The sequence below is a fragment of the Mycobacterium malmoense genome (assembly GCF_019645855.1).
In the GTDB taxonomy this organism is placed as follows: Bacteria; Actinomycetota; Actinomycetes; order Mycobacteriales; family Mycobacteriaceae; genus Mycobacterium; species Mycobacterium malmoense.
This window is the reverse complement of record NZ_CP080999.1, coordinates 563,339-583,613: the sequence shown is the minus strand read 5'-3', so window position 1 is coordinate 583,613 and position 20,275 is coordinate 563,339. Positions and strand designations below refer to the sequence as shown.

Genomic DNA, 20,275 nt, shown 5'->3' with positions numbered 1-20,275 from the left:
GACCCTAATTTACGAGGTCTTCCTCGGTCAGTTCGGTTGCCGCCAGTGCCGACGCCAAGTCCTGGTGCCGGAACACCGAGGTGACGTGGTCGTGGACCACGCGGAATGCCGACGCGGCGTTGGTGACGGCCCCATCCGGGGTGGTCACCTTCTGTTCGACGACCACGACGCCGTCGTGCACATACATCCGGCCGAGCTCCGCCGTCCCTTTGCGGGAGGCGGCCCAGCTCCGGAGGGCCTCGTGGCCCTGCGCGGCGCCGTGGGTGTCGCCGATCTCGATGTCGTCGCTGGATAGGGCGACCAGGGTGTCCAGGTCGGCGGCGTTGAGGGCGTCGTGCCACGCCAAAACGGTGGCGATCTCCGATGTGGTCATGGTCAGCAAGTTACCGTGCCCGGTGGCTACAGCGGCGTGCGATCCAGCCAGTTTTGCCACACGGCGTCGTCACCGAACAGCTGGATGCCCGTTTCGGCCAGCGGGACCCGGCGCACCATCGCCAGCAGTAGCTCGGTGGCGCCGCCGCGCAGCGCCACACTGCCCTTGCCGTGCTCGTGTGACCAGGTGACCCAGCCGTCGTTGACACCGATCGTCCATTCGCCGGTTTCACCGAGCCCGGGGTCGGTGGCGTGGAGGTGCAGGGTGTCGCCGTCCGCGAGCGGAAGTGGCACGCCCTCGCTTCCGGCCTGAATCACCACTCGCTCAAGCCATTCGGTGATCCCGTCAGCCGCGACGTCGGCTTCGAGCGCGAATTCGCCGCCGGTTGCGATGGCGGTGTCGGCGCGGTGCACCGCCGTTTCGTGCAGCCGGCGCCGGATCCACCAGTTCGCCGGGCGCGGCCCAAGGAAGGTCCATACCGGTGTTTCCGCGCCCGATGACTCGACGGCGTCGACGAGCCGCTGCGCGCCATCATGCAACCAGGAGATCGTGTCGGCGGGATCCGGTGGCGGCTTGCCGCCCTCGACGGTGCGGGGGTCGAGGAAATGGTCGAGTCGGTCACGCACGACCTGCGCCGCCCAGCGGTCACCGCGGCCAACGTGGCGCAACAATTGCGTCAGGCTCCAGCCGGGGCATGTCGGGACCGGCCTGGACACGTCGACGTCGCGAAAAAACTCCGCAAAGGCGCGGTTCTCTTTCAGGAAAGCGGCCGCGTAATCCACGGGGGCCAGGCTACCTGCCGGGTTATCCACAGTTGGAAGTTCATCCACAACCGGGCCGTACGACACTCGTCGTTGCGATCCAATCTCCATAGCAAACGGTGCCGAAGAAATCGTGGGTTCACTTCGGTGTTCATAGCCGTGGTGACGCTTCGGATCACGACCTCAAAGGCGACAAAACCAGTACATAAGCGGTAGCGTCATTGGTTGCTGGCTGCGCTGTCGACGGGATTTGCTACCCCAAGCACTCGGCAACGCCCAGCGGCGACGTGACGGGAGATAACCATGAAGCGCGGCATCGTCGGAGGATTGGTTGCCCTGCTGATGGCCGCAGGGCTGATCACCTCAGCGCCGCCGGCCAGCGCTGGCTGCCAATACGGAGGGCCCGTTCTCAGCAAGTGCGACGGACCCGTCCAACCTGATGGCACCTGGCAACGTTGCGTGGCAGTTCCCCGCTGGATTCCCAGCGGCGCCAGTTCCTTCCTAATACCCGACGGGCACTGCGACGTGATGGGTCCCGGCCAGCCCCCTGCGGATTTCACCTTCGCCGACCCACCGACGCACATCGACGGCTGAGCCGGGAACCCCAGGCAGTCGCCTGCCCACCGCCCGTTTAAGGCCGCGGCGCTCCCAACCGAAACACCCGCCACCCCGCCTGCCGCCAGCGGGAGACGTCAAGGCAGTTGCGGCCGTCGACGATGACCCGGGCCCGCACCCGATCGGCCAGGTCGTCGGGGTCGAGATCGATGAACTGCCGCCATTCGGTCAACACCAGCACCGCATCCGCGCGCTCACAGGCTTCTTCGACCGAGACCGCATAGTTCAGCGTCGGGAACACTCGCTGCGCGTTGTCCAAGGCTTTCGGGTCGTACACGTTGACCGCAGCGCCGTTGAGCTGCAGTTGGCCCGCCACGTTGAGCGCGGGCGAGTCGCGCACATCGTCGGATTCGGGTTTGAACGCCGCACCGAGTACGGCGATGTTGGCGCCCAGCAGCGAGCCACCACACGCGGCGGTGGCCAGCTCGACCATCCGGGTGCGTCGGCGCATGTTGATGCTGTCGACCTCACGCAGGAACGTCAGCGCCTGGTCGGCGCCCAGCTCGCCGGCGCGGGCCATGAACGCGCGGATGTCTTTGGGCAAGCAACCGCCGCCGAAACCCAAACCCGCGTTGAGGCATTGGCGTCCGATCCGTGGGTCGTATCCGAGCGCATCGGCCAGCACGCCGACGTCGGCGCCCGCGGCCTCGCACACCTCGGAGATCGCGTTGATAAACGAGATCTTGGTCGCCAGAAACGCATTGGCAGAAACCTTGACCAACTCCGAGGTCTGCAGGTCCGTAACCAAGAAGGGGACACCGGCGTCCAGCAGCGGTCCGTACAGTTCGCGCACCGCCGCCTCGGCGCGCTTCGAATCATCCTGTACCCCAAGCACAATGCGGTCAGGATGCAACGTGTCGTGCACCGCGAAACCCTCACGCAAAAACTCCGGGTTCCAGGCGACTTCGACGTCGACCCCGCTCCGCGCCAATGCCGTGGCCCGGGCGCCCAGCTCGGCCGCGGTGCCGACTGGGACCGTCGATTTCCCGACGAGCACCGATGGCCTGGTCAGCCGCGGCACCAGCGTGTCGATGACGGCATGGACATGGCGCAAGTCGGCACTGTATTCGCCCTTCTTTTGCGGCGTCCCGACCCCGAGGAAATGCACATCGGCGAACTCGGCCGCCATGTCATAGTCGGTGGTGAACCGCAGGCGCCCCGCGGCCAAATTGTCGGTCAATAGCTTCCGCAGGCCCGGCTCGTAAAAGGGGATGTCGCCCCCGGCCAGCTTGGCGACCTTACCCGGATCGATATCGATCCCGACGACGTCGTGTCCGAGTTCCGCCATCCCGACTGCATGGGTAGCACCCAGATAACCCGTACCGAAGACGGTGCATCGCATACCACCGGTGTAGGTGGCCGCGATGAGCTGACTGCATCGCTGCGCTGAGCGGTAGGCAAACGGCAGATGACAGGTGACTGGCTGCTAGATCCCGGGGATGCCTGGGATCCCGAACCCACCACGTCCGTGACCGCCACCAAACCCGCCGTGCGGACCGCCCGGGAACCCACCGCCGCCGTGCGGACCGCCGGGGAACCCACCCCCGGGGTGTCCGCCGCCACCGGGCCCGAACGGCCCGACTGGCCCGGGCCCACCGATGATCGGGGGAATCGGCAGCGGAATGGGCACTGGGACGGGCGCCAGCGGCGGCGGTGCGGGAGCGGGCGCCGGAGCTTCAGGAACCGGAGCGGGCGCCGGAGCAGGAGCCTCAGGGACCGGAGCAGGAGCGGGCGCCGGGGCTTCGGGGGCCGGCGCGGACGCCGGGGCTTCCGGGGCCGGAGCGGGCGCCGGGGCTTCGGGTACCGGAGCGGCCGTCGGAGCAGGAGCTGCAGGCGCGGGCGCCGCCTGGGTGGGAGCGACGACGTGGTGCCCGGGATCGGGCCGCACACCGGCGGTTGGCCGGATGGCGATCGCCAGCGAAACAACCAGCGCCGTCACACCAACGATGAAGACCGCCGCCAAAGCGCTCCCAACCAACCTGAACGACCGACGGTCGCGATAGCCTGCGCCGACGAGCTGGGTCATGGCGGTGTGCTCGCCGGTATAGGCGTCGTCGAATTCGTCGGGGACAGCGCTGTAGGCGAGCGCGTCCTCGCCGGCGTCGCCCGGAGTTTCGAAGTAGCCGGGGGCCATCGCGAACGGGTCGATGGCGCCGGTACCCGGGTCCTGGGCATAGGCCAGCGCGGCAGTGGAGGACGCGAAGAGGGGCGCATTCGCCGATGCCAGCGCGGCTCCCCGGGCCAACGCCGTGTCCGGCTCCTCAGGCGCCGCCAACGGCAGGGTGGTTGCCGCCTCCAAAGCCGGCTTGATCATCGGGATGTCGATGCCGGAACCGACGACGAACACGGCGTCCGGGCGTGTCGCCAACTCCTCGGCACCAGACACCATCGTGGCCAGCTGGGTCACCGCCGCTTCGTCGTCGTCGGGCAGGGCCTGACGGTGAACGTCGGTGACCGACCCATCCGCGCTGTCGACCACCGCCAGGGTCGCGGTGTCGGGCTCGATGTACAACAGCGCCGTGTGCGCATAGTTGGTTTGGTTGCCGACCGCTTGGGCCAGCGCGGCCGCGGCCAAAAAGGCCGAGACCAACATCACGTTCTCGACCTTGTGGGCGGCCAGCGCATCGCGCAGAGCGGCGGCCTCCAGAGGATCCGTGAACGTGACGCCGGTCGATGCCAGTTGGTAGCCGCCCTCGGCTGCGCCCTCCCGGGTCCCCAAGATCGCCGAGACTACCTGGTCCGCCGCAGTGACCGTTGCCGTGTCGTCGTCAGCTGCCACGTTGAAATTGTCTTCGTCGACGGTGGCGCCGTCGCCATTCTCACCCTCGACCAGCACCATCCGGACTGCCGTCGGCGCCATCGACACGCCAAGCACGGTGTCCAAAGTTCCTCCATCGTCGTTTGCTAGCCAGTGATGTCGGGGACGTGATCAAAGCGAACTCCAGCGACAGCGACACGTCGGCGATCCCCACCCTGTATTCCCCTAGTTTGTCGATTTTACGCCGTTCCACTGGTCCGGGACCGGCCCGATTACGGCTAGGGCGCCAGGATCCCGTGGCCCTGGCTGCGACAAACCAACCGCCGAGACCGTTACGGAACATGGGGTCAACCAGAGCCGACGAGAAAGATGTCGCGGCCGTCCGCTCGCCGCTGCGAACGGCTACCTGTGCCCAAAACCACCGAACCCGTGACCAAAGCCACCGAACCCGTGCCCGAAACCACCGAACCCGTGGCCAAAGCCACCGAATCCATGCCCGCCACCGAAACCACCGAATCCGTGGCCACCGCCAAATAGGCCATGGCCACCAAAGGGACCACCACCGAAGGGACCGTGACCACCACCAAACGGACCACCACCGAACGGACCGTGACCGCCGCCAAAAGGACCACCACCGAACGGACCACGACCACCACCAAAGGGACCACGGGGGCCCGGCCCGCCGCCGAAGGGCCCGCGACCGCCGCCCACCGGAGGTTGGACAAGCGGTACGCGAGGCACAGGAACGAACACGGGCGGTGGAACCACGGGCACCGGGACGGCCCGCGGAGCCACGGGAGCCGGAGCTATGGCTGGTGGGTTCATGGGGTGGGGCGCCGCCACCGGTGCAGGCACCTGGACTTTCGGCTTCGCCTGAGGTATCGGCGCCGGCACGGGTTGGGTTGGGGCGATGATGTTTTCGTTGGGGCTGGGCCGCAACGCAACTGTCGGGCGGATGCTTATCGCCAGCGCAATCTCAAGCGCCACAACCGCGCTGATGAAGATCACCGCCAGCGCGCTGCCTGCCAGCAGGACGGATTTGCGCCGCTGCGCACTCTCGTCCAGACCGATGACGGTCTCGGCATCAGCGTCCTCGTCCGGCACGGCGCTGTAGGCGACGTTGAGCTTGCCCTTCTTGGCGGCGGCGGGAAGCTCTGGGACGCCGCGGTATTCGGGCAGGTATCCGGGCAGTAATCCGGGAGACTGGCCGGCGAGAGCTAACGGGTCTACCTCGCCGGTGCCGGGGTCGAGCGCGTAAGCCAGCGCGGCTGTGGACGACGCGAACAGCGGCGCGTTCGCCGAAGCCAGCGCCGCGCCACGAGCCAGGGCCATCTCCGGCTCGTCGGGTGCGGACAAGTCCAGTGAAGTTGCGGCCTCCAAAGCCGGCTTGATCAGCGGGATATCGACGCCAGACCCAACGACGACCACACCCTCCGGGCGCGCTTCCAGCGCTTCGGCTCCGGAAACCATCTCGACAAGTTCGGCCACAGCCTGGTCTTCGTCGTCAGCAAGAACCCTGCGGCGCACTTCGGAGATCGATCCGTCGGCGGTGTTAACCACAGCCAGGGTCGCCGAGTACGGCTCGACGAAGAGCAGCGCGGTGCGCGCGTAGTTAGTGGCGTCGCCGACAGCCTGGGTCAGCGCGGCTGCAGCCATAAAGGCCGAGACCAGCATGACGTTCTCGATCTTGTGGGCGATCAGCGCGTCACGCAGCAGCGCGGCCTCGACGTGATCGGTCCACGTCACTCCCGTCGATAGCAGCTGGTAGCCACCTTCCGCGGCGCCTTCCCGAGTGCCCAGGATCGCGGAGAGCACCTGATTGGGCGCCGTCGAGGGCGACAGATCCCCGTCGACGTCGAAGGTGTCCTGGTCGACAGCGGCCCCGTCGGCGCCTTCACCCTCGACCAGCACCATGCGGACCTTCTTTGGCGCCATCGAGACGCCAAGCACGATGCCCACCACCGCTAAAGTTCCCCCTCGGTAGTTTGCTGTGTCACGGCGACAAGTGCACCGACGACACGATTTTTCAGCTATCAACCACGGACTTGATTGCCACAGCAGCACGCAGGCTTTATGGTCCGGAATTGGCTGGGGGCGTTATGAAGTTCTGGTTATAGGAAACGGGGCAGTGCGGTTTTCGGTCTACCCCAATACTTCGACCCTACCCGCGTAGCCGCGCGGTGTTAAGGACAGGCCAGCGTGCGTTAACCGTGTTGCAACGCTGAGCGACATCCGGCTGCCGCGGACGGTTACCTGTGTCCGCCGCCACCACCAAAGCCACCGCCGAACCCGCCGTGGCCACCACCGAAGCCGCCAAATCCGCCGCCGCCGTGGCCACCACCGAAGCCGCCAAACGGCCCGCCGCCGCCACCAAACGGGCCACCACCATGACCGCCGCCAAACGGGCCACCACCACCAAACAGGCCGCCACCACCGAACGGCCCAGGACCAGCAGGCCCGCCACCACCAAACGGGCCACCACCACCAACAGGCCCACCACCAAACGGGCCACCGCCACCGAACGGGCCACCACCGCCGAACGGCCCAGGACCAGCGGGCTCACCGCCGATGCCGCCAGGGCCCGCGCCGGGGGCCGGAAAGTGTCCGCCGCCCTGGCCGCCAGGGCCACTTGGCTTGGGCGGCAAGCCTTGTCCCGGGGGAGCTTGGTGGGGCGGCGAATGTGGGATGGTGCCACCGCCTTGCGACGAGGGCGACTGCGGCGGCCGCACGTGCACCGGCGCTTGGGGCACCACGGGTTGCGGTGCGGAGAGATGCGGCGGGGTCTGAACGACCGGTGGGCTCACTATCTGGTCGGGAACCGGCACGTGGACCGGGGGCACGGGAACCGGCGCCACGCGAGGGACCACAACCGGAACCGGCACCATCGGAGCCACCGGAACCGGAGGGGCGGCGGGAACCGGAGGAGCCGCGGGGAGCGGTGCGGCGGCCGGCGGGTTCAGCGGCTTGGGAGCCGCCATCGGCTGCGGCACGCTGACCTTCGGCTTCGGCGGAGAAGCCTCAACCGGCGCGGGAGCGGGCGCCTGTTGGGTTGGCACGATGAGGTTTTGGCCGGGCGTGGGCCGCAAAGCGACGGTCGTGCGGATGCCGATCGCCAGCGCAATCTCCAGCGCCAGCACCGCGCTGATGCCAACGACCGCCAATCCGCTGCCGATCAGCAGGACCGGCCTGCGACGCGGTTGATCCTGTTCGGGAGCGAAGGGTTCCTCTATGACGACGGTCGGGACATTGGCGTCGTCGTCCGGCACAGCGCTGTAGGCAAGGTCATCGTCACCGAGCTCAGGCCCGACGCTGAGGTATTCGGGCAAGGCGTGCCGGCCGACCGCCCCGGTGCCGGGGTCTTGGGCGTAGGCCAGCGCCGCGGTCGACGAGGCGAACAGCGGCGCGTTCGCCGACGCCAGGGCGGCCCCGCGGGCCAGCGCCGTCTCCGGCTCCTCCGGGACGCTGACATCAAGCGAGGTCGCCGTCTGCAGCGCCGGCTTGATCGGGGCGATGTCAACGCCCGAACCGACCACGAACAGGCCGCCCGGAGCGGATTCCAGGTCCTCCAGTCCGGCCACCATGCCGGTGAGTTGTGCGGTGGCGTCGTCGTAGGACTCGGCATAGATCGGCTGTTTGTGGATATCGGCGATGGAGCCGTCGGAGGTCTCGACGACGGCCAACCTCGCGGTGTCGGGCTCCACGAAAAGCACCGCGGTGCGCTCGTAACCCATCGCCCCGCCGACGTTTTGAGCCAGCGCTGTCGCGGCCAGAAACGCCGAGACCAGCATGACGTTCTCGATCTTGTGGACGGCCAGCGCGTCACGCAAAGCGGCCGCTTCGAGCTGATCGGTCCACGTCACGCCGATAGCCGACAGCTCCAGGCCGGCGTCGGCGGCGCCCTCGCGGGTGCCCAGGATGGCGGCGATTACTTGGTCGGGCGCGCTCGCAGTGGCCGAGTCGTCGGCAGCAGTGACGTCAAACTCGTCCTCTTCCACCGTGGCGCCGTCTGCGTTTTCGCCTTCGAGCACGACCATCTGGATCGACGCCGGTGCCATCGACATCCCGAGCACGATATCCAATACCAACCCCTCCTAAATATTGCTAGCCAAGCCGTGGTCGGCGGAGGAGCGACCAGGGACCAACTAATCATCGCGCAGAAAGGCTGTGTGGACGCCCTGCCGAACCTAGGAAGGTCTTATGAAATTCTGGTAGGAGCGAGACGCCGTCGGTCCCCGCTGACCCTGGTACTTCGACCCCACGCGCGAGCTGCCGTAGGGGTGTTCCGCGGGGCTGGTTAACCGCAAAATACACAGCTGACCGATCTTCATGCCCGGCCACAGCGTGATCGGCAGGTTGGCGACGTTGGACAGTTCGAGCGTGATGTGGCCGCTGAACCCGGGATCGATGAAGCCGGCAGTCGAATGCGTCAGCAGACCTAAGCGGCCCAGAGACGACTTGCCCTCCAACCGCCCCGCGAGGTGGTCGGGCAGCGTGAAGAGCTCCAGCGTCGAGCCGAGCACGAACTCGCCCGGATGCAGCACGAACGGTTCGCCGTTAATGGGTTCCACCAGGGTCGTCAGCTCGTCCTGCTGCTGTGCGGGGTCGATGTGGGTGTAGCGCGTGTTGTTGAAGACCCGGAACATGCGGTCGAGGCGGACGTCAATGCTGGACGGCTGCACTAGGGAGTCGTCGAACGGGTCGATACCCAGCCGGCCGGCCGTGATTTCGGCCCTGAGATCACGATCGGAGAGCAGCACCTGACGAGCCTATCCGCTTGAGCGAGCCCGGATGCTAACCTTCTTCGGCGACAGCGCCGATGTAGTTCAATGGTAGAACATCAGCTTCCCAAGCTGAGAACGCGGGTTCGATTCCCGTCATCGGCTCCGGCCTAACCAGCTCGGCAAATGCAGCCAAATGTCGATTCGTCTTGCGCCCCAGTACCCCGACTCGCCGATGTTGCTACGCGCCTTGACGGCACGGATGTCAGCTCTTCATTCTCAATCGCCTTGATCGAGTGGCTCCAGGACGGCGCACCCGGCGGGCCGGGCGGGCGGCGCGCGCAGCGTGCGCCCAGTTGGCGAGCCGGATCAACCGCGCAGCGCGGAGAGCGCGTCTTGCACTTCCGATCGGTGACGTTCGTTGCAGGAAGCCCACCGCTGTTCGTTCGCGTCGAGGTCGGTGAGGAACGCGAACCGACGTCGAACGCGGGCTTCCCAGTCCGGGATGTCGACGGGCCGTGTCAAAATCCCAATCGAGTCGGGCTCGAAGTCTTGTTCACCACGGACAGTGAGGATGTCTTCTGGCCGAAGAGGGCGGCCGCCACGTCGATCGTCAACCACGTCGGCCCACACCTTGAGTACCCATAAGCGCCGCACAAGAGGTTCGTCGAAAGTGCGAGTCGCGAAATGGTTCAAGTCGTAGAGATCTCGTGCCAAAGCGACGCGTCGGTATCGCGCAAGTTTTTCTGCGCAAGCTTCCGCTTCAGCGACCACTGGCAGCGTCGGCAAGGGAAAGCCGTAGGCCCTATGGATCGGCAACGGCACAAAAGGGAGCGGCTCCGGCGGTAGAGCCAACGGGCGCCGTGCGAATTCGACACTGGCTGCAATCCGGGGCGCGCCCAGTTCAGCATGACTGACCGTCAGCCCCCAATGACGTCCATCACCCCTGGTGCTCACGATGCCAAATTCAAAGCCACCGATGCGGGCTCCATCGATAAGGCCGCAGACCTCGAGCACTACGTCGTCGTCGGGCGCGCCGAAATCTAAGTCGATTGAGAATCGGCCAGCGTTGCCTAACCGACACTTCCGCAAGCTAGTGCCACCCTTAAATACCAGCCGACCGTCACCGATGTTCGCCGCTTGGGCAAGGAGGAAAAGCAGGTGATCTTGGGCGACGTCGAGCAACGCTGCATCGTATGCATCGGCTCGTCCAGCCGCATGACGTGCGACTAGGGCGCGGGTAAGGCCGGCCACGGTCAGGCCTTGCCAACAACGGATAACAACGGTGCGACGAGACCATCGACGAGCTGGTATTTCGGAACCCAGACGCCCTCGGTGCTGCGACTCGCCCGAATGTGCGGATGAGTGAATTGCACGACGGACATCGTCTTCATCTGACGTTTTGCGAGCAGCGCCGCGCCTCGTTCAGGGTCACCTGCCACGTCGATCAGGTAGCTTGCGCGTTGCCATGTCGACATCGACTGGCCCGAAAGAAGTGGTAGCAGGTGCTCATCGACGCAATCAGCAGCTAGCACGTCCAGGTGCGCGACGATATCTGCCCATGGTCTGAACGATGATGGGCGCGCGGCGAGCTGCACAAGCAGTGCCTCCGGGCCAAACGCGGGTAGTCCTGTCGCCCACGACACGATATCGAGCCGCCGTCTGAGGAGCAGCGCCGTGCTCGGGGCCAGCTGCGCAGCGTCCTGGATATTCCAGGAGATTTTCACAATTGACACGTATTTGCGCAGACCGTCTGGAAGTCGCGTCTTGGCTGGAAGCCACAGTGAAACTCGACCCTGAGGCTGCCGATCCAGGTACCCGAGATGCCACGCAGCTGCGGCACCGGCCAGCATGCAGCCTGCGTCGTGATCACGCGCTAGCCATGCACGGACCGGAAGATACGGGTCGGACACGCCAGCCTCTCCTGGCGGGATGAATGCCCAAGTTCCTCGCACCGGCAGGCCGACCAGCCAGCCCAGGCGCCGTAGGTCGCGTATTGCTAAATCGACATCGCGCTCACTGGTGGCTTCCGCTAGCCGTAGGGCGAGATCTTCGGTCGTCACGACGATCGGTCGATCGCGAGCAAGCCCGCCAATCACCGCCGAGGCCCACTTTGGGATGCGCCGGTCGGCACCCAAGGGACTGGTTGCACCATGCGCGCTTAGGTTCATGGCGGATATTGTAACTTATATGACCATATTCCGCCTCATACCTAAGTAGACACTTAAGTTTGATGCGCTATGGGGCATTTAATAGACCCTCAGTCCGCCACAAAGCTAAGTGGACATCCATCGCGTCCCGCGGAATCGCCAAATCCACGATGCCCACGCATCGAAACAACGTCGAGAGTCCACGTGCTTGGAGGCGCGAAACGCGCCGAGCGGCCGTTCGGCGCTGGAAAACAGCTTCCCAAGCTGAGAACGCGGGTTCGATTCCGGTCATCGGCTCCGACCAAGCAGCTCGACACACGACATGCCGTTAGTCGAGCAAGCTATCCGGCGGCTCCTCGGGCTTCGATCGCCTCGGTCAATGCCCGCTCCGCTTCGGTGATTCGGTAAAGGCGGCAGACGATCTCGTCGATTTCCCGCTAAGCGGCAACAGCCTGATTTTCAATCGCCGCGCATTCGGCGGCGGCCTTGCCGAAGTAGGAGAGCAACCCAATCTTTCTGGGCGAGCGACAACCGCAATGGCTAAGCTTGGTGGTCTCGACCGATCCTTCACCGATGCCAACGCCAAAGGTGTTGCCGGAGAGTACTTCCCCACTACCCGAACTCGCTCGCCCCTTGCGGACACGTTTTAAGGTCTCAGAACCGCCAGCGCCACGGACGCTAATCATGGCGGCGCTTGTCTCAATGGTGAAGCAGCGACCGCGGCAATGTGCCTATCGACCGTCGTGCCTTGCCGCTTTCAATTTCCCATAAGCTCACCGCGCGGTACGTTTGTTGAACTGCTTTCATGTAAGGGATGCGTCGTCGAATTTGGGGCGGCAAACGGTCAAAGGAGATGCAGCTATGGCAGCACAGACGCGCTATGGCCGGTTTATGGGCGCGGCACTGGCAGGTGGCCCACTTCTCGTCGCCGGGCTCGTCTTGGCCGGCCCGGCTCGGGCTGATGCGACCTCCTTTCTGAATGACCTGCACAACGCGGGTATCCACGACGTCGGCGGCGGAGACCCGGCGCTGTTGCAGACGGGCTGGAAGCTATGCACCCAACTGAGTGACGGGGCGACGCCCGAGCAGCTGAGGGACCTGGCGCTGCAACGCTCCGACGGCGCCCTGGGCCCCAACGGTCTCACCGTCCAACAGGCCGACGACCTCATTAACTACGCCAGGCTCGATTTGTGTCCATGAAGACTGACGCGCGCCGGCGCCCGAACACCGGCTTCGCTCACCGTGACGTAATCGTGTATGTGAACATGCAGGCGAACGGCTACTTCGAGACGTGGCGCGAAAACGCCGAACGTCGCGGCGCGCCTTCGCGCGTCGTCGCCGAGATCGCCCGACGGCACGCCATCACCCCGGGGAGCTTCGAGATCCTCGAGCAGTTCACGGAAATCAAAGACTCACACGGCAAGTCCTACTTTCTGGTCCCGCCGGGCACCAGCGGGCACGACGCGCGCAACGCGACGCTGATGACCTACGTCCTCAACGCGGGCACCGACTACGGCGGGGCGGGCAAGCAGCCCGGCGACTTCCCGGAGACACCGTACTCGGCCGCCGAGGTCGCGCGGATCATCAACCGGCAGAAGGCAAATCGCTGGAGTTACTCGCGCGATGTCCGGTTCGTTCATCGCAACGGGGGGCGCCTCGTCACGACCCCGAACGGCATTCTCATGGGCCTGGGCGGCAACTGGATCCAGAGGCAGTTTAGCCGGCGGGGCGGCACCACGTGGGGTGACATCTTCATGGTCAATATGGGCAAAGTCGCCGAGCCCGCGGAGCTGCTTCGCCGGATCGTGCGGTCCGGGCACGCCTGGCACCACCTCGATCTGGACCGCGTCCTGCACCACGAGGAGCGGCACTGCCAGCAATGGGCGGCGAAGGGCTACGCGGGCATGCTCGGGGGCTACGGCTGGGAACTGGTCCGCGAGTTGGTCTTTGGTAAGGCGAACAGGCTCGAAGAAGACGCCGGCCTGTCCGACGGGGGTTACAAACCACGAATTCCGTTGTAGAGCACCATCAAACCGATCACGACCAGGATCGCCGCCATCAGCGCGGCGTTGTTTTTATCCATCCAGTCTTTGAGCCGTGCCATCGCATCGTCGAGGCGCTCACCGGCGGCCGCGTAGGCGAGTATCGGGATGGCGACCGTCGACGCGGCGATCACCACGAAGAAGGCGGCGGCCAGCCAGTCATCGGCGACGCCCAGCCCGCTTCCGCCGATGGCTAGTCCGGCCGGAACGCAGATGAGCAGTACGTCGGGTCTTATCACCACCAGCGCCGCCGCCGTTATCGCCGCGCGCGCCGGGGTGATGGCGGCGAACGATCGCATCCACGCCGGCGACTCGGTGTGACCGTGCCGGGTCAGCCATCGATACGCGCCGAACACCACGAGGGCCGCCCCGAGCGTCACGCGCAGCCAGGACGCCCAGGTTGGCGGCGACTTGTGCAGACCGCCGAGGACGCCGGACGCCGCGACGGAGAGCGCCGTCAGCGCCGCGAGGCCCAGCAGCCAACCGCCGAGGAACGCAAGGCTGCAAGGCCGCGGTCGGGGTGCTTGTAGCACCAGCACCGCCGGGATGACCGTGATCGGCGAGAGCGCGATGACCAGACCGAGCGGAATGAGCCCGGCCAGCACAGAACCCCAGCTTCCTGCCATGGGCAGCAATCTATCGTGCCGCGGGCACGTGGCAGCGACCGAAAAAGGTAACCACGTTACGACAGAGCGTGAATTCCGTTGTAGAGCACCAACAAACCGATCAGAACCAAAATGACCGCCATCAGCGCGGCGTGATTTTGCTCCATCCAGACTTTGAGCCGTTCCAGGGCGTCGTCGAGGCGGTCGCCGGCACCGGCATAACCCAATACGGGGGCGGCAACCGTCGACGTGGAGACGACGACGAAAGCCGCGGCGGCCGTCAACCCACCTGCGGTGCCTAGCCGGCTGGTGCCGATGGCCAAGCCGGCCGCCGCACACAGGATCAGCACCTCGGGCCTCAGCGCCACCAGCACCGCCCCGGTCACGCCCGCGCGAGCCGGACTCAGACTGGAAAACGAACGCATCCAGGCCGGGCTCTTGCCGCGACGATGCCGGGTCAGCCAGCGGAACACGCCGAACGCGATCAGCGCCGACCCCAGCACGACGCGCAGCCAGGACGCCCAGGTCGGCGGCGCCATGCTCAGATCACCGAGCAGGTCGGAGCCACCGATGAACAACGCGGTGAAGGCGACCAGACCTAGCATCCAGCCGCCGAGGAAGGAGAGGCTGGCCGGCCGCGGCCGGGGCGCGTGGAGGACCAGCACCGCCGGAATGACCGTGATTGGTGAGAGCGCGATGACCAGACCGAGCGGAATGAGCTTGGTCAGCACGGAACCCCAGTTGCCTGTCACGGGCAGCATCATCGCATTGCCGCGACGGGCGACCACGATGAACCCGGATCGCGGCCGCACCGCCCGGCAAAGGCCGCGGACCCCCGGTCCGCTTCTGGCAACATAGCGATGGTGTTCGGCGAAACCGCGATGTGCTTGGTGGCTCGGTGAGCGTCGCGGTTGCCGGCGAGTCACGGCGTCACCGCGGCGGCCACCTGACACCACCGCGGGCCGCGCTCGACCCGCTCATCGTTGGCGTGCTGGCCGCCGCGATAAGTCTGGGCGGCGCGGCTCGTCCGTCTTTCTGGTACGACGAGGCCGCCACCATTTCGGCCGCATACAGCCGGTCGCTTGTTCAGTTGTGGCACATGGTGGGCACCGTCGACGCCGTCCACGGCCTGTACTACTTGCTCATGCACGGCTGGTTCCAGATTTTCCCGCCCACGGAGTTCTGGTCCCGTGCGCCAAGCGGTCTGGCTGTCGGAGGCGCGGCGGCCGGAGTCGTGGTGCTGGGCAAGCAGTTTTCATCGCGCACCGCCGCGGTGGCCTCCGGAGTTTTCTGCGCGATCTTGCCTCGGACCACGTGGGCGGGCATCGAAGCTCGCCCGTATGCCCTGTCGATGATGGCCGCCGTGTGGCTGTCGGTGCTGCTGGTTCGCGCCGCTCGCCGTGACGACGCTCGGGCGTGGCTGTCTTATGGCATCGCCCTGGCCATCTCGATCGTGCTCGATGCGTACCTCGCGCTGCTGCTCCTGGCGTACCTCATTTTCATCGGTGTTTTCCAATGCAGGCGAACGGTTTTGGCACGGTTTGCCATTACGTCGGTTGCGATGGTTTGTGTCCTGGCGCCGTTTTTGGCGGTGGTGGCCGGGCAATCCCATCAGATCAGTTGGGTCCCACCGATCGGGAGCCGGACGATCGAAGATGTAGTGGTACAACAGTATTTCGAGCGAAGCCCCCCGTTCGCACTTTTGTCGGCATTGGTGATTGCGGCGGCTATTGCCTTGTGGATCAGCAAGTCCGCGCGATTGGCGCCGCCGGATCGGCAACTGTTGGTCCTTGCGGCCGCATGGCTTGCCATCCCGACCGCCCTGATCGTGATCTGGTCAGCGCTGTTTCACCCGATCTACACGCCGCGCTATTTATCCTTCACCACACCCGCGATGGCACTGGTGCTGGGCGTCTGCGCCGCGGCGGTGGCCGTCAGGCCATGGACGACGGCGGCTCTCGTCACTCTTTTCGCCGTCGTGGCTGCACCGAATTATGTTAGGGCGCAACGCAACCCGTATGCAAAATATGGAATGGACTACAGTCAGGTGGCCGATCTGATCACCGCAAAGGCGGCGCCGGGCGATTGCTTGCTCGTGAACGACACGGTGACGTTCATGCCCGCGCCCATGCGCCCGCTGATGGCGGCGCGCCCCGATGCCTACCGGAAGCTGATCGATCTCACCCTGTGGCAGAGAGCAACCGAGCGCAACGAGGTCTTCGACACCAACCTCATACCAGAAGTTGTCGCCAAGCCGTTGAGCCGCTGCAGCGTCGTGTGGATCATCACACAAGCGGACAAGTCAAGGCCGGACCACGAGCAGGGCTCGGCGCTGCCGCCCGGCCAACTCTTCGGAGCAACCCCCGCCTTCGCGGTTCCGCACGACCTGGGTTTCCGGCTGGTCGAGCGCTGGCAGTTCAATCTGGTTCAGGTGATCAAGGCCGAGAACTCGGGGCGATAACGCGCTACCAGATGCGGATGTAGTCGATGAGCATGGCCGCCGGGAAGGTACCCAGGGCCGGATCGCCGGCGCCGACCCCACCGACCGCGAGCGTGAACATGGGCGTCATCCAATAGCCGGGGTTGTTGAAGGGCCAGCGCATGTCGTCGGGAGCGCCGCCGTGGACGTGGATGGGCTTGTTCGGCACGCTGAAGTACGGTGCCCCGTCTCGCGAAAATTGGAACCCGTCGTCAGCCCAACGCATTCGCCAGGTGTGCCACGCGCCGTCCACCAACCCCGGAATCGATTTCCCTTCCCAGGTTTTCCCGTTGGATGCCGCGTGGACCGTGGTTCCCGCGGGCCACTGACCGTTGCCATACCACTCGAAGATGTCGACCTCGCCGTCCGGCAGCGGATCCTCGTTGACGCCCCAGAACGAGGGCCAAAGGCCGGGGAACAAACAGTCCAGCTTTATCCGCGCTTCCCAGGTTTGGTTGATCATGCTGCGGAAGTTGCCTCGCAGTTTGCCGCTGTAGTAGGTGCCGAACTCTTGGGTGGCGCAGAGGACGAGATTGGAATTGCCGTCAAGGAACACGTTTCGTCGGTCGTCGCGGTAAATCCCCGCGACCGGCGGGAACACGTCGTCCTGCCAGGTCTGCACCGTCCATTTGCCCGGGTCGGGACCCGCGCCCGCCGGGCCGTCAAACTCGTCCTGGAAAATGTAGGGGCCGCCCCCGGCGGATGCCGGCGCGGTCGGCGCCGACGGGGCCGCCCAGGCCTCCGGGATGCGCATCGCAGCCCCCAGCATGCCGATCCCCGTGGTCAACAACATGCTGCGACGATCCATCTTCAATACCACCAATCTCGTAAAGCCGGGACCTCAGACTTGACGCCATCCCCCTAAGCAACTTTCGCAAACGGTGTTATGAAACCATGCGGCGGGGCACGGGTGCATCTCGCAGCCTAGGGATGGGAGCCGCTCGGGGTCCAACCGGCAAACCCCTGCCGTTGGCTGCGAACCGCCTTCGGCTCAGGGATTTCGGCAACCTTCTGCGGGGCGGGTTCCCGCCGCATAGAGGAGTTGCTTGAGGTGGCGTTGTTCGTCGACGGTGAGCCGGTTCAACATCCGTCGATCGGCCACTTCTACGGCGGCCTCCGCGCGCTTCAGCAGTGCCTTGCCATGGCGGGTGAGCTGGGCCGGCATTGCCCGCCCTGCCGGGGTCGACGCCGGACGATGCAGGACACCGCGGTCCTCCAGTGCGTGCAGCACCTGGTTCATCGCCTGCGCGGAGACATTGGTACCGCGGGCCAGCTCGGCGCTGGTGAGCCCCGGATGCATCGACAAGATCCGCATGCACACGAATTCCGGCAGGCCGAGCCCCAGCGGCTTGAGCTCCGCGGCGACCTGGGGCCGCAGCGCCGCCATCACGCGGTACAGCAAGAATCCCAGCGGCTCATCATCGGATTGACCCATGCCCAACATGCTGACATGCGCCAAGCAGTTCGACGCACGACCATCAATTTCCTTGACATCGACGAGCTCGGTGGTATCAAGGAGCTTGATAGCCTTTAGTGGACCTAAATAGAAAGGAACGACAGCGATGTCTGGTGGTGGATTCTTCGGCGGTTTCGGCGGACCCGGCTTCGGCGGACCCGGCTTCGGCGGACCCGGCTTTGGCGGACCCGGTTTCGGCGGACCCGGCTGGGGTGGCCCCGGCTTTGGCGGACCCGGCTTCAAGAAGGGTTTCGGCCCGCACGGTCGCCATGGTCTCAAGCGCGCGGCCTTCGTCACTGCGGCGCTGCTACTCGATGGGCCGGCCGACGCCGCCCAAGTCGTGCAGCGGGTGTCCGACGCAACCGACGGCGCGTTTAACCCGCCGCAGGACCTGGCGGAGCTTGCCATCGGGCTGCTTGCCGGCCGGGGCGTGGTCACGGTCGACAACGGGGTGGCGACCCTGACCGAACTCGGCCAGAACCTGCTCGCCTGGCGCGGCGTCAGCAGCGAGACCGCGCACGCCTTCCTGGGGCGGGCGGCCAAGTTCGGCGACGTCTTCAAGATCCGCAGGGAACTCTTCGAACTCGCCGGTCTGGCTCGCACCATCGTCTGGACCGGCACCGACGAGCAGAAACAGCAGCTCGCCGAGACCCGGACCAAGGTCCTGGCAGCCCTGACCGAGGCGAAGAAGGCGCTGCACCGCGTCCTCGGCGAGGGCTAAGACACCCGCGCCTTAGGCGGAAGTGGGTTCGCTGAGTCTGACCAGCATCTTGCCGATGTTGGCCCCGGTGAACAGCCCGTTGAGGGCATCGACGCACGACTCGATGCCCTCGAAGATGGTCTGGCGGTGTCTGATCCGACCCTCGCGTTCCCACCGCCTAAGCGCGGCGAACGCCTCCTCGAAGCGACCCCACTCGTCGAGTGCGTTGAACCCCTGCATCAGCGCGGTCTTGGACAGCAGGTTCACGTAGTTGGCCGGTCCCGGGTGCTCCCCGCTCAGGTAGCTGGAGATGACGCCGCAGAGCACCACCCGCGCCTTGGTGGCCAGGCGGCCCAGCACCGCGTCCAGGATCGGCCCGCCGACGTTGTCGAAGTAGACGTTGACCCGGCGGGGGCAATGCTGCTTGAGCGCCGCCGCGAGGTCGTCGTTTTTGTAGTCGATGCACGCGTCGAACCCGAAGTCCTCGATCACCGCGCGGCATTTCTCCGGCCCGCCCGCGATGCCCACCACCCGGGCGCCGGCGATCTTGGCGATCTGCCCGGCCACCGATCCGGTGGCGCCCGCCGCAGCCGACACCACGACCGTCTCCCCGGGCTGGGGCCGGCCGATGTCCGTCATCCCGATGTAGGCCGTGGCCCCGGTCGGGCCGTACACGGACATCACCGCCAGTTGGTCGACTTTCTCGGCTGGGTGGGCCTTGCCGGGGATGGGCGTGCTGAACACGTCGTCGCGGACGATCACGTACTCCTGGAAACCGGTCAGCGTGGTGACGACGTCGCCGACCTCGTAGGCGTCACAGCGCGAGGCCACGACCTCGCCGATCCCGGCGGCCCGGATGACCTCGCCCAGCTGCACCGGCGGCAGGTAGCCGGGCTGGTCGTTCAGCCAGGTGCGCACGGCGGCGTCGAGTCCCACGTAGGTGGTCCGGACCAGCGCCTCACCCTCCGCGGGCTCGGGTGCCGGCGTGGTGACCAGCTGCGTGTCACCGGCCTGGACCAGGCCGACCGGGCGGCGACGCAACAAGATCTGGCGGTTCGGCAAATCGGGCACGGTGCTGAAACTACCCATTGGCCGCGATCCGGTGGGAGCATCCGTGCGGGGACACGCAGGACGACCGGGAAGAACGGATCCGGGAACTCGAGCGCCCGCTGGGCCAGCGCTAGGACGGCTCTTCCGAGTCGTCGTCGAGGACGCTGACCGCGATGCCGTAGGGCAGGAAGCGCACCTTGCGCTTCGGATCGACGTTGTTCTTGTTGGCGCGCAGCGCGTCGAGTTCGGTCGCATAGACCTGTTCGACGTGCGCACCGCCGTCGGCGTCCACGGTGTAGATGGCCCAGACCCCGTCACCGGCCTCGCCGGCGGTCTCTGGCGCGGAGCGGGGCCGCCGCGACGGGTCCTCGAAGAACGCCGACCAGCCCGTCCTGACACCGGGACCGGCGACAAAATTGCCGATCCGCTCGAACAGGTCGCGCAGGCCCTCGCTGCCCTCCCTGATCACTCGGTCGAACTCGTCGGGATCGAATCCGAACGCACCGTACTCGGCCACACCGACCTCCTTGCAGCTCACACCGCTGGTGCCCAGTGTGCGCCCAGTCGA

General features: G+C 66.1%; 20 protein-coding genes and 1 tRNA gene. 6 read left to right on the top strand and 15 right to left on the bottom strand.

Annotated features, from left to right (window positions below; translation table 11 throughout):
• Positions 1-4: 4 nt before the first annotated feature.
• Positions 5-373, bottom strand: a complete 369-nt coding sequence (locus K3U93_RS02660; protein WP_071508665.1) for a nuclear transport factor 2 family protein — start codon at positions 371-373, stop codon at positions 5-7.
• Between the two features lie 26 nt (positions 374-399).
• A complete protein-coding gene (locus K3U93_RS02655) occupies positions 400-1,155 on the bottom strand; it encodes a maleylpyruvate isomerase family mycothiol-dependent enzyme (RefSeq protein ID WP_083012124.1) in 756 nt (251 codons plus the stop codon).
• Positions 1,156-1,437: 282 nt separating this feature from the next.
• Between K3U93_RS02655 and K3U93_RS02650 the strand changes: the two genes are divergently transcribed.
• On the top strand, positions 1,438-1,728 hold the full coding sequence (locus K3U93_RS02650; RefSeq protein WP_083012122.1) for a CDGP domain-containing protein: 291 nt from the start codon (positions 1,438-1,440) through the stop codon (positions 1,726-1,728).
• A gap of 37 nt (positions 1,729-1,765) precedes the next feature.
• Here K3U93_RS02650 and K3U93_RS02645 read toward each other — a convergent pair whose 3' ends face one another.
• The 5 genes from K3U93_RS02645 to dcd all read right to left on the bottom strand — a co-directional run bounded on the left by K3U93_RS02645 (position 1,766) and on the right by dcd (position 9,264).
• Positions 1,766-3,091 carry a UDP-glucose dehydrogenase family protein gene (locus tag K3U93_RS02645; RefSeq protein WP_071508663.1) on the bottom strand — a complete coding sequence of 442 codons (1,326 nt, stop codon included), beginning with the start codon at positions 3,089-3,091 and terminating at the stop codon, positions 1,766-1,768.
• 84 nt (positions 3,092-3,175) lie between these two features.
• Entirely contained in the window at positions 3,176-4,633 is a 1,458-nt protein-coding gene (locus K3U93_RS02640; RefSeq protein WP_434084830.1) for a DUF7159 family protein, read from the bottom strand.
• Positions 4,634-4,909: 276 nt separating this feature from the next.
• Positions 4,910-6,469, bottom strand: a complete 1,560-nt coding sequence (locus tag K3U93_RS02635; protein WP_083012120.1) for a DUF7159 family protein — start codon at positions 6,467-6,469, stop codon at positions 4,910-4,912.
• Between the two features lie 287 nt (positions 6,470-6,756).
• Positions 6,757-8,568, bottom strand: a complete 1,812-nt coding sequence (locus K3U93_RS02630) for a DUF7159 family protein (RefSeq protein WP_230981569.1) — start codon at positions 8,566-8,568, stop codon at positions 6,757-6,759.
• 123 nt (positions 8,569-8,691) lie between these two features.
• Entirely contained in the window at positions 8,692-9,264 is a 573-nt protein-coding gene (gene dcd / locus K3U93_RS02625; RefSeq protein WP_071508660.1) for a dCTP deaminase, read from the bottom strand.
• Positions 9,265-9,319: 55 nt separating this feature from the next.
• Between dcd and K3U93_RS02620 the strand changes: the two genes are divergently transcribed.
• Positions 9,320-9,390, top strand: a tRNA-Gly gene (locus K3U93_RS02620).
• 204 nt (positions 9,391-9,594) lie between these two features.
• Here K3U93_RS02620 and K3U93_RS02615 read toward each other — a convergent pair.
• Positions 9,595-10,479 (bottom strand): nucleotidyl transferase AbiEii/AbiGii toxin family protein, encoded by an 885-nt coding sequence (locus K3U93_RS02615; protein WP_139797173.1) that lies wholly within the window; start codon positions 10,477-10,479, stop codon positions 9,595-9,597.
• A gap of 2 nt (positions 10,480-10,481) precedes the next feature.
• Positions 10,482-11,396 carry a type IV toxin-antitoxin system AbiEi family antitoxin gene (locus tag K3U93_RS02610; protein ID WP_083012113.1) on the bottom strand — a complete coding sequence of 305 codons (915 nt, stop codon included), beginning with the start codon at positions 11,394-11,396 and terminating at the stop codon, positions 10,482-10,484.
• Between the two features lie 840 nt (positions 11,397-12,236).
• Between K3U93_RS02610 and K3U93_RS02605 the strand changes: the two genes are divergently transcribed.
• Positions 12,237-12,575 carry a DUF732 domain-containing protein gene (locus tag K3U93_RS02605; protein WP_083012110.1) on the top strand — a complete coding sequence of 113 codons (339 nt, stop codon included), beginning with the start codon at positions 12,237-12,239 and terminating at the stop codon, positions 12,573-12,575.
• Between the two features lie 65 nt (positions 12,576-12,640).
• Positions 12,641-13,396, top strand: a complete 756-nt coding sequence (locus tag K3U93_RS02600; protein WP_083012177.1) for a hypothetical protein — start codon at positions 12,641-12,643, stop codon at positions 13,394-13,396.
• Here the strand turns inward: K3U93_RS02600 and K3U93_RS02595 are convergent.
• Together K3U93_RS02595 and K3U93_RS02590 are read right to left on the bottom strand one after the other, a co-directional pair.
• The gene (locus K3U93_RS02595; RefSeq protein WP_083012108.1) at positions 13,372-14,043 is read right to left on the bottom strand and encodes a GAP family protein; all 672 of its coding nucleotides are present in this window, start codon (positions 14,041-14,043) and stop codon (positions 13,372-13,374) included. The genes K3U93_RS02600 and K3U93_RS02595 overlap by 25 nt on opposite strands.
• A 56-nt stretch (positions 14,044-14,099) precedes the next feature.
• Positions 14,100-14,783 carry a GAP family protein gene (locus K3U93_RS02590; RefSeq protein ID WP_083012175.1) on the bottom strand — a complete coding sequence of 228 codons (684 nt, stop codon included), beginning with the start codon at positions 14,781-14,783 and terminating at the stop codon, positions 14,100-14,102.
• A gap of 185 nt (positions 14,784-14,968) precedes the next feature.
• Here K3U93_RS02590 and K3U93_RS02585 point away from each other — a divergent pair, with 185 nt between their 5' ends.
• Positions 14,969-16,483, top strand: a complete 1,515-nt coding sequence (locus tag K3U93_RS02585; protein ID WP_083012173.1) for a glycosyltransferase family 39 protein — start codon at positions 14,969-14,971, stop codon at positions 16,481-16,483.
• Between the two features lie 4 nt (positions 16,484-16,487).
• On the opposite strand, the gene K3U93_RS02580 is transcribed toward K3U93_RS02585, so the two are convergent.
• Both K3U93_RS02580 and K3U93_RS02575 read right to left on the bottom strand, forming a co-directional pair.
• Entirely contained in the window at positions 16,488-17,309 is an 822-nt protein-coding gene (locus tag K3U93_RS02580; RefSeq protein WP_071508655.1) for a glycoside hydrolase family 16 protein, read from the bottom strand.
• 183 nt (positions 17,310-17,492) lie between these two features.
• Positions 17,493-17,936, bottom strand: coding sequence for a MarR family winged helix-turn-helix transcriptional regulator (locus K3U93_RS02575; RefSeq protein ID WP_071508736.1), 444 nt, complete (start codon positions 17,934-17,936; stop codon positions 17,493-17,495).
• A 127-nt stretch (positions 17,937-18,063) separates the two neighbouring features.
• Here K3U93_RS02575 and K3U93_RS02570 point away from each other — a divergent pair, with 127 nt between their 5' ends.
• Positions 18,064-18,678, top strand: coding sequence for a hypothetical protein (locus tag K3U93_RS02570; protein WP_071508654.1), 615 nt, complete (start codon positions 18,064-18,066; stop codon positions 18,676-18,678).
• 12 nt (positions 18,679-18,690) lie between these two features.
• On the opposite strand, the gene K3U93_RS02565 is transcribed toward K3U93_RS02570, so the two are convergent.
• Both K3U93_RS02565 and K3U93_RS02560 read right to left on the bottom strand, forming a co-directional pair.
• Entirely contained in the window at positions 18,691-19,728 is a 1,038-nt protein-coding gene (locus K3U93_RS02565) for an NADP-dependent oxidoreductase (protein WP_083012171.1), read from the bottom strand.
• 109 nt (positions 19,729-19,837) lie between these two features.
• On the bottom strand, positions 19,838-20,224 hold the full coding sequence (locus K3U93_RS02560; RefSeq protein WP_083012169.1) for an Rv0313 family protein: 387 nt from the start codon (positions 20,222-20,224) through the stop codon (positions 19,838-19,840).
• Between the last annotated feature and the right edge of the window lie 51 nt (positions 20,225-20,275).

What these genes read in the sequence shown, in the direction of transcription:
- K3U93_RS02645 (WP_071508663.1), bottom strand. Translation starts at nt 3,091, where the DNA reads ATGCGATGCACCGTCTTCGGTACGGGTTATCTGGGTGCTACCCATGCA.
- K3U93_RS02610 (WP_083012113.1), bottom strand. Translation starts at nt 11,396, where the DNA reads ATGAACCTAAGCGCGCATGGTGCAACCAGTCCCTTGGGTGCCGACCGG.
- K3U93_RS02630 (WP_230981569.1), bottom strand. Translation starts at nt 8,568, where the DNA reads ATGTCGATGGCACCGGCGTCGATCCAGATGGTCGTGCTCGAAGGCGAA.
- K3U93_RS02575 (WP_071508736.1), bottom strand. Translation starts at nt 17,936, where the DNA reads ATGGGTCAATCCGATGATGAGCCGCTGGGATTCTTGCTGTACCGCGTG.
- K3U93_RS02570 (WP_071508654.1), top strand. Translation starts at nt 18,064, where the DNA reads ATGTCTGGTGGTGGATTCTTCGGCGGTTTCGGCGGACCCGGCTTCGGC.
- K3U93_RS02580 (WP_071508655.1), bottom strand. Translation starts at nt 17,309, where the DNA reads ATGGATCGTCGCAGCATGTTGTTGACCACGGGGATCGGCATGCTGGGG.
- K3U93_RS02590 (WP_083012175.1), bottom strand. Translation starts at nt 14,783, where the DNA reads ATGCTGCCCGTGACAGGCAACTGGGGTTCCGTGCTGACCAAGCTCATT.
- K3U93_RS02605 (WP_083012110.1), top strand. Translation starts at nt 12,237, where the DNA reads ATGGCAGCACAGACGCGCTATGGCCGGTTTATGGGCGCGGCACTGGCA.
- K3U93_RS02600 (WP_083012177.1), top strand. Translation starts at nt 12,641, where the DNA reads ATGCAGGCGAACGGCTACTTCGAGACGTGGCGCGAAAACGCCGAACGT.
- K3U93_RS02595 (WP_083012108.1), bottom strand. Translation starts at nt 14,043, where the DNA reads ATGGCAGGAAGCTGGGGTTCTGTGCTGGCCGGGCTCATTCCGCTCGGT.
- K3U93_RS02650 (WP_083012122.1), top strand. Translation starts at nt 1,438, where the DNA reads ATGAAGCGCGGCATCGTCGGAGGATTGGTTGCCCTGCTGATGGCCGCA.
- K3U93_RS02660 (WP_071508665.1), bottom strand. Translation starts at nt 373, where the DNA reads ATGACCACATCGGAGATCGCCACCGTTTTGGCGTGGCACGACGCCCTC.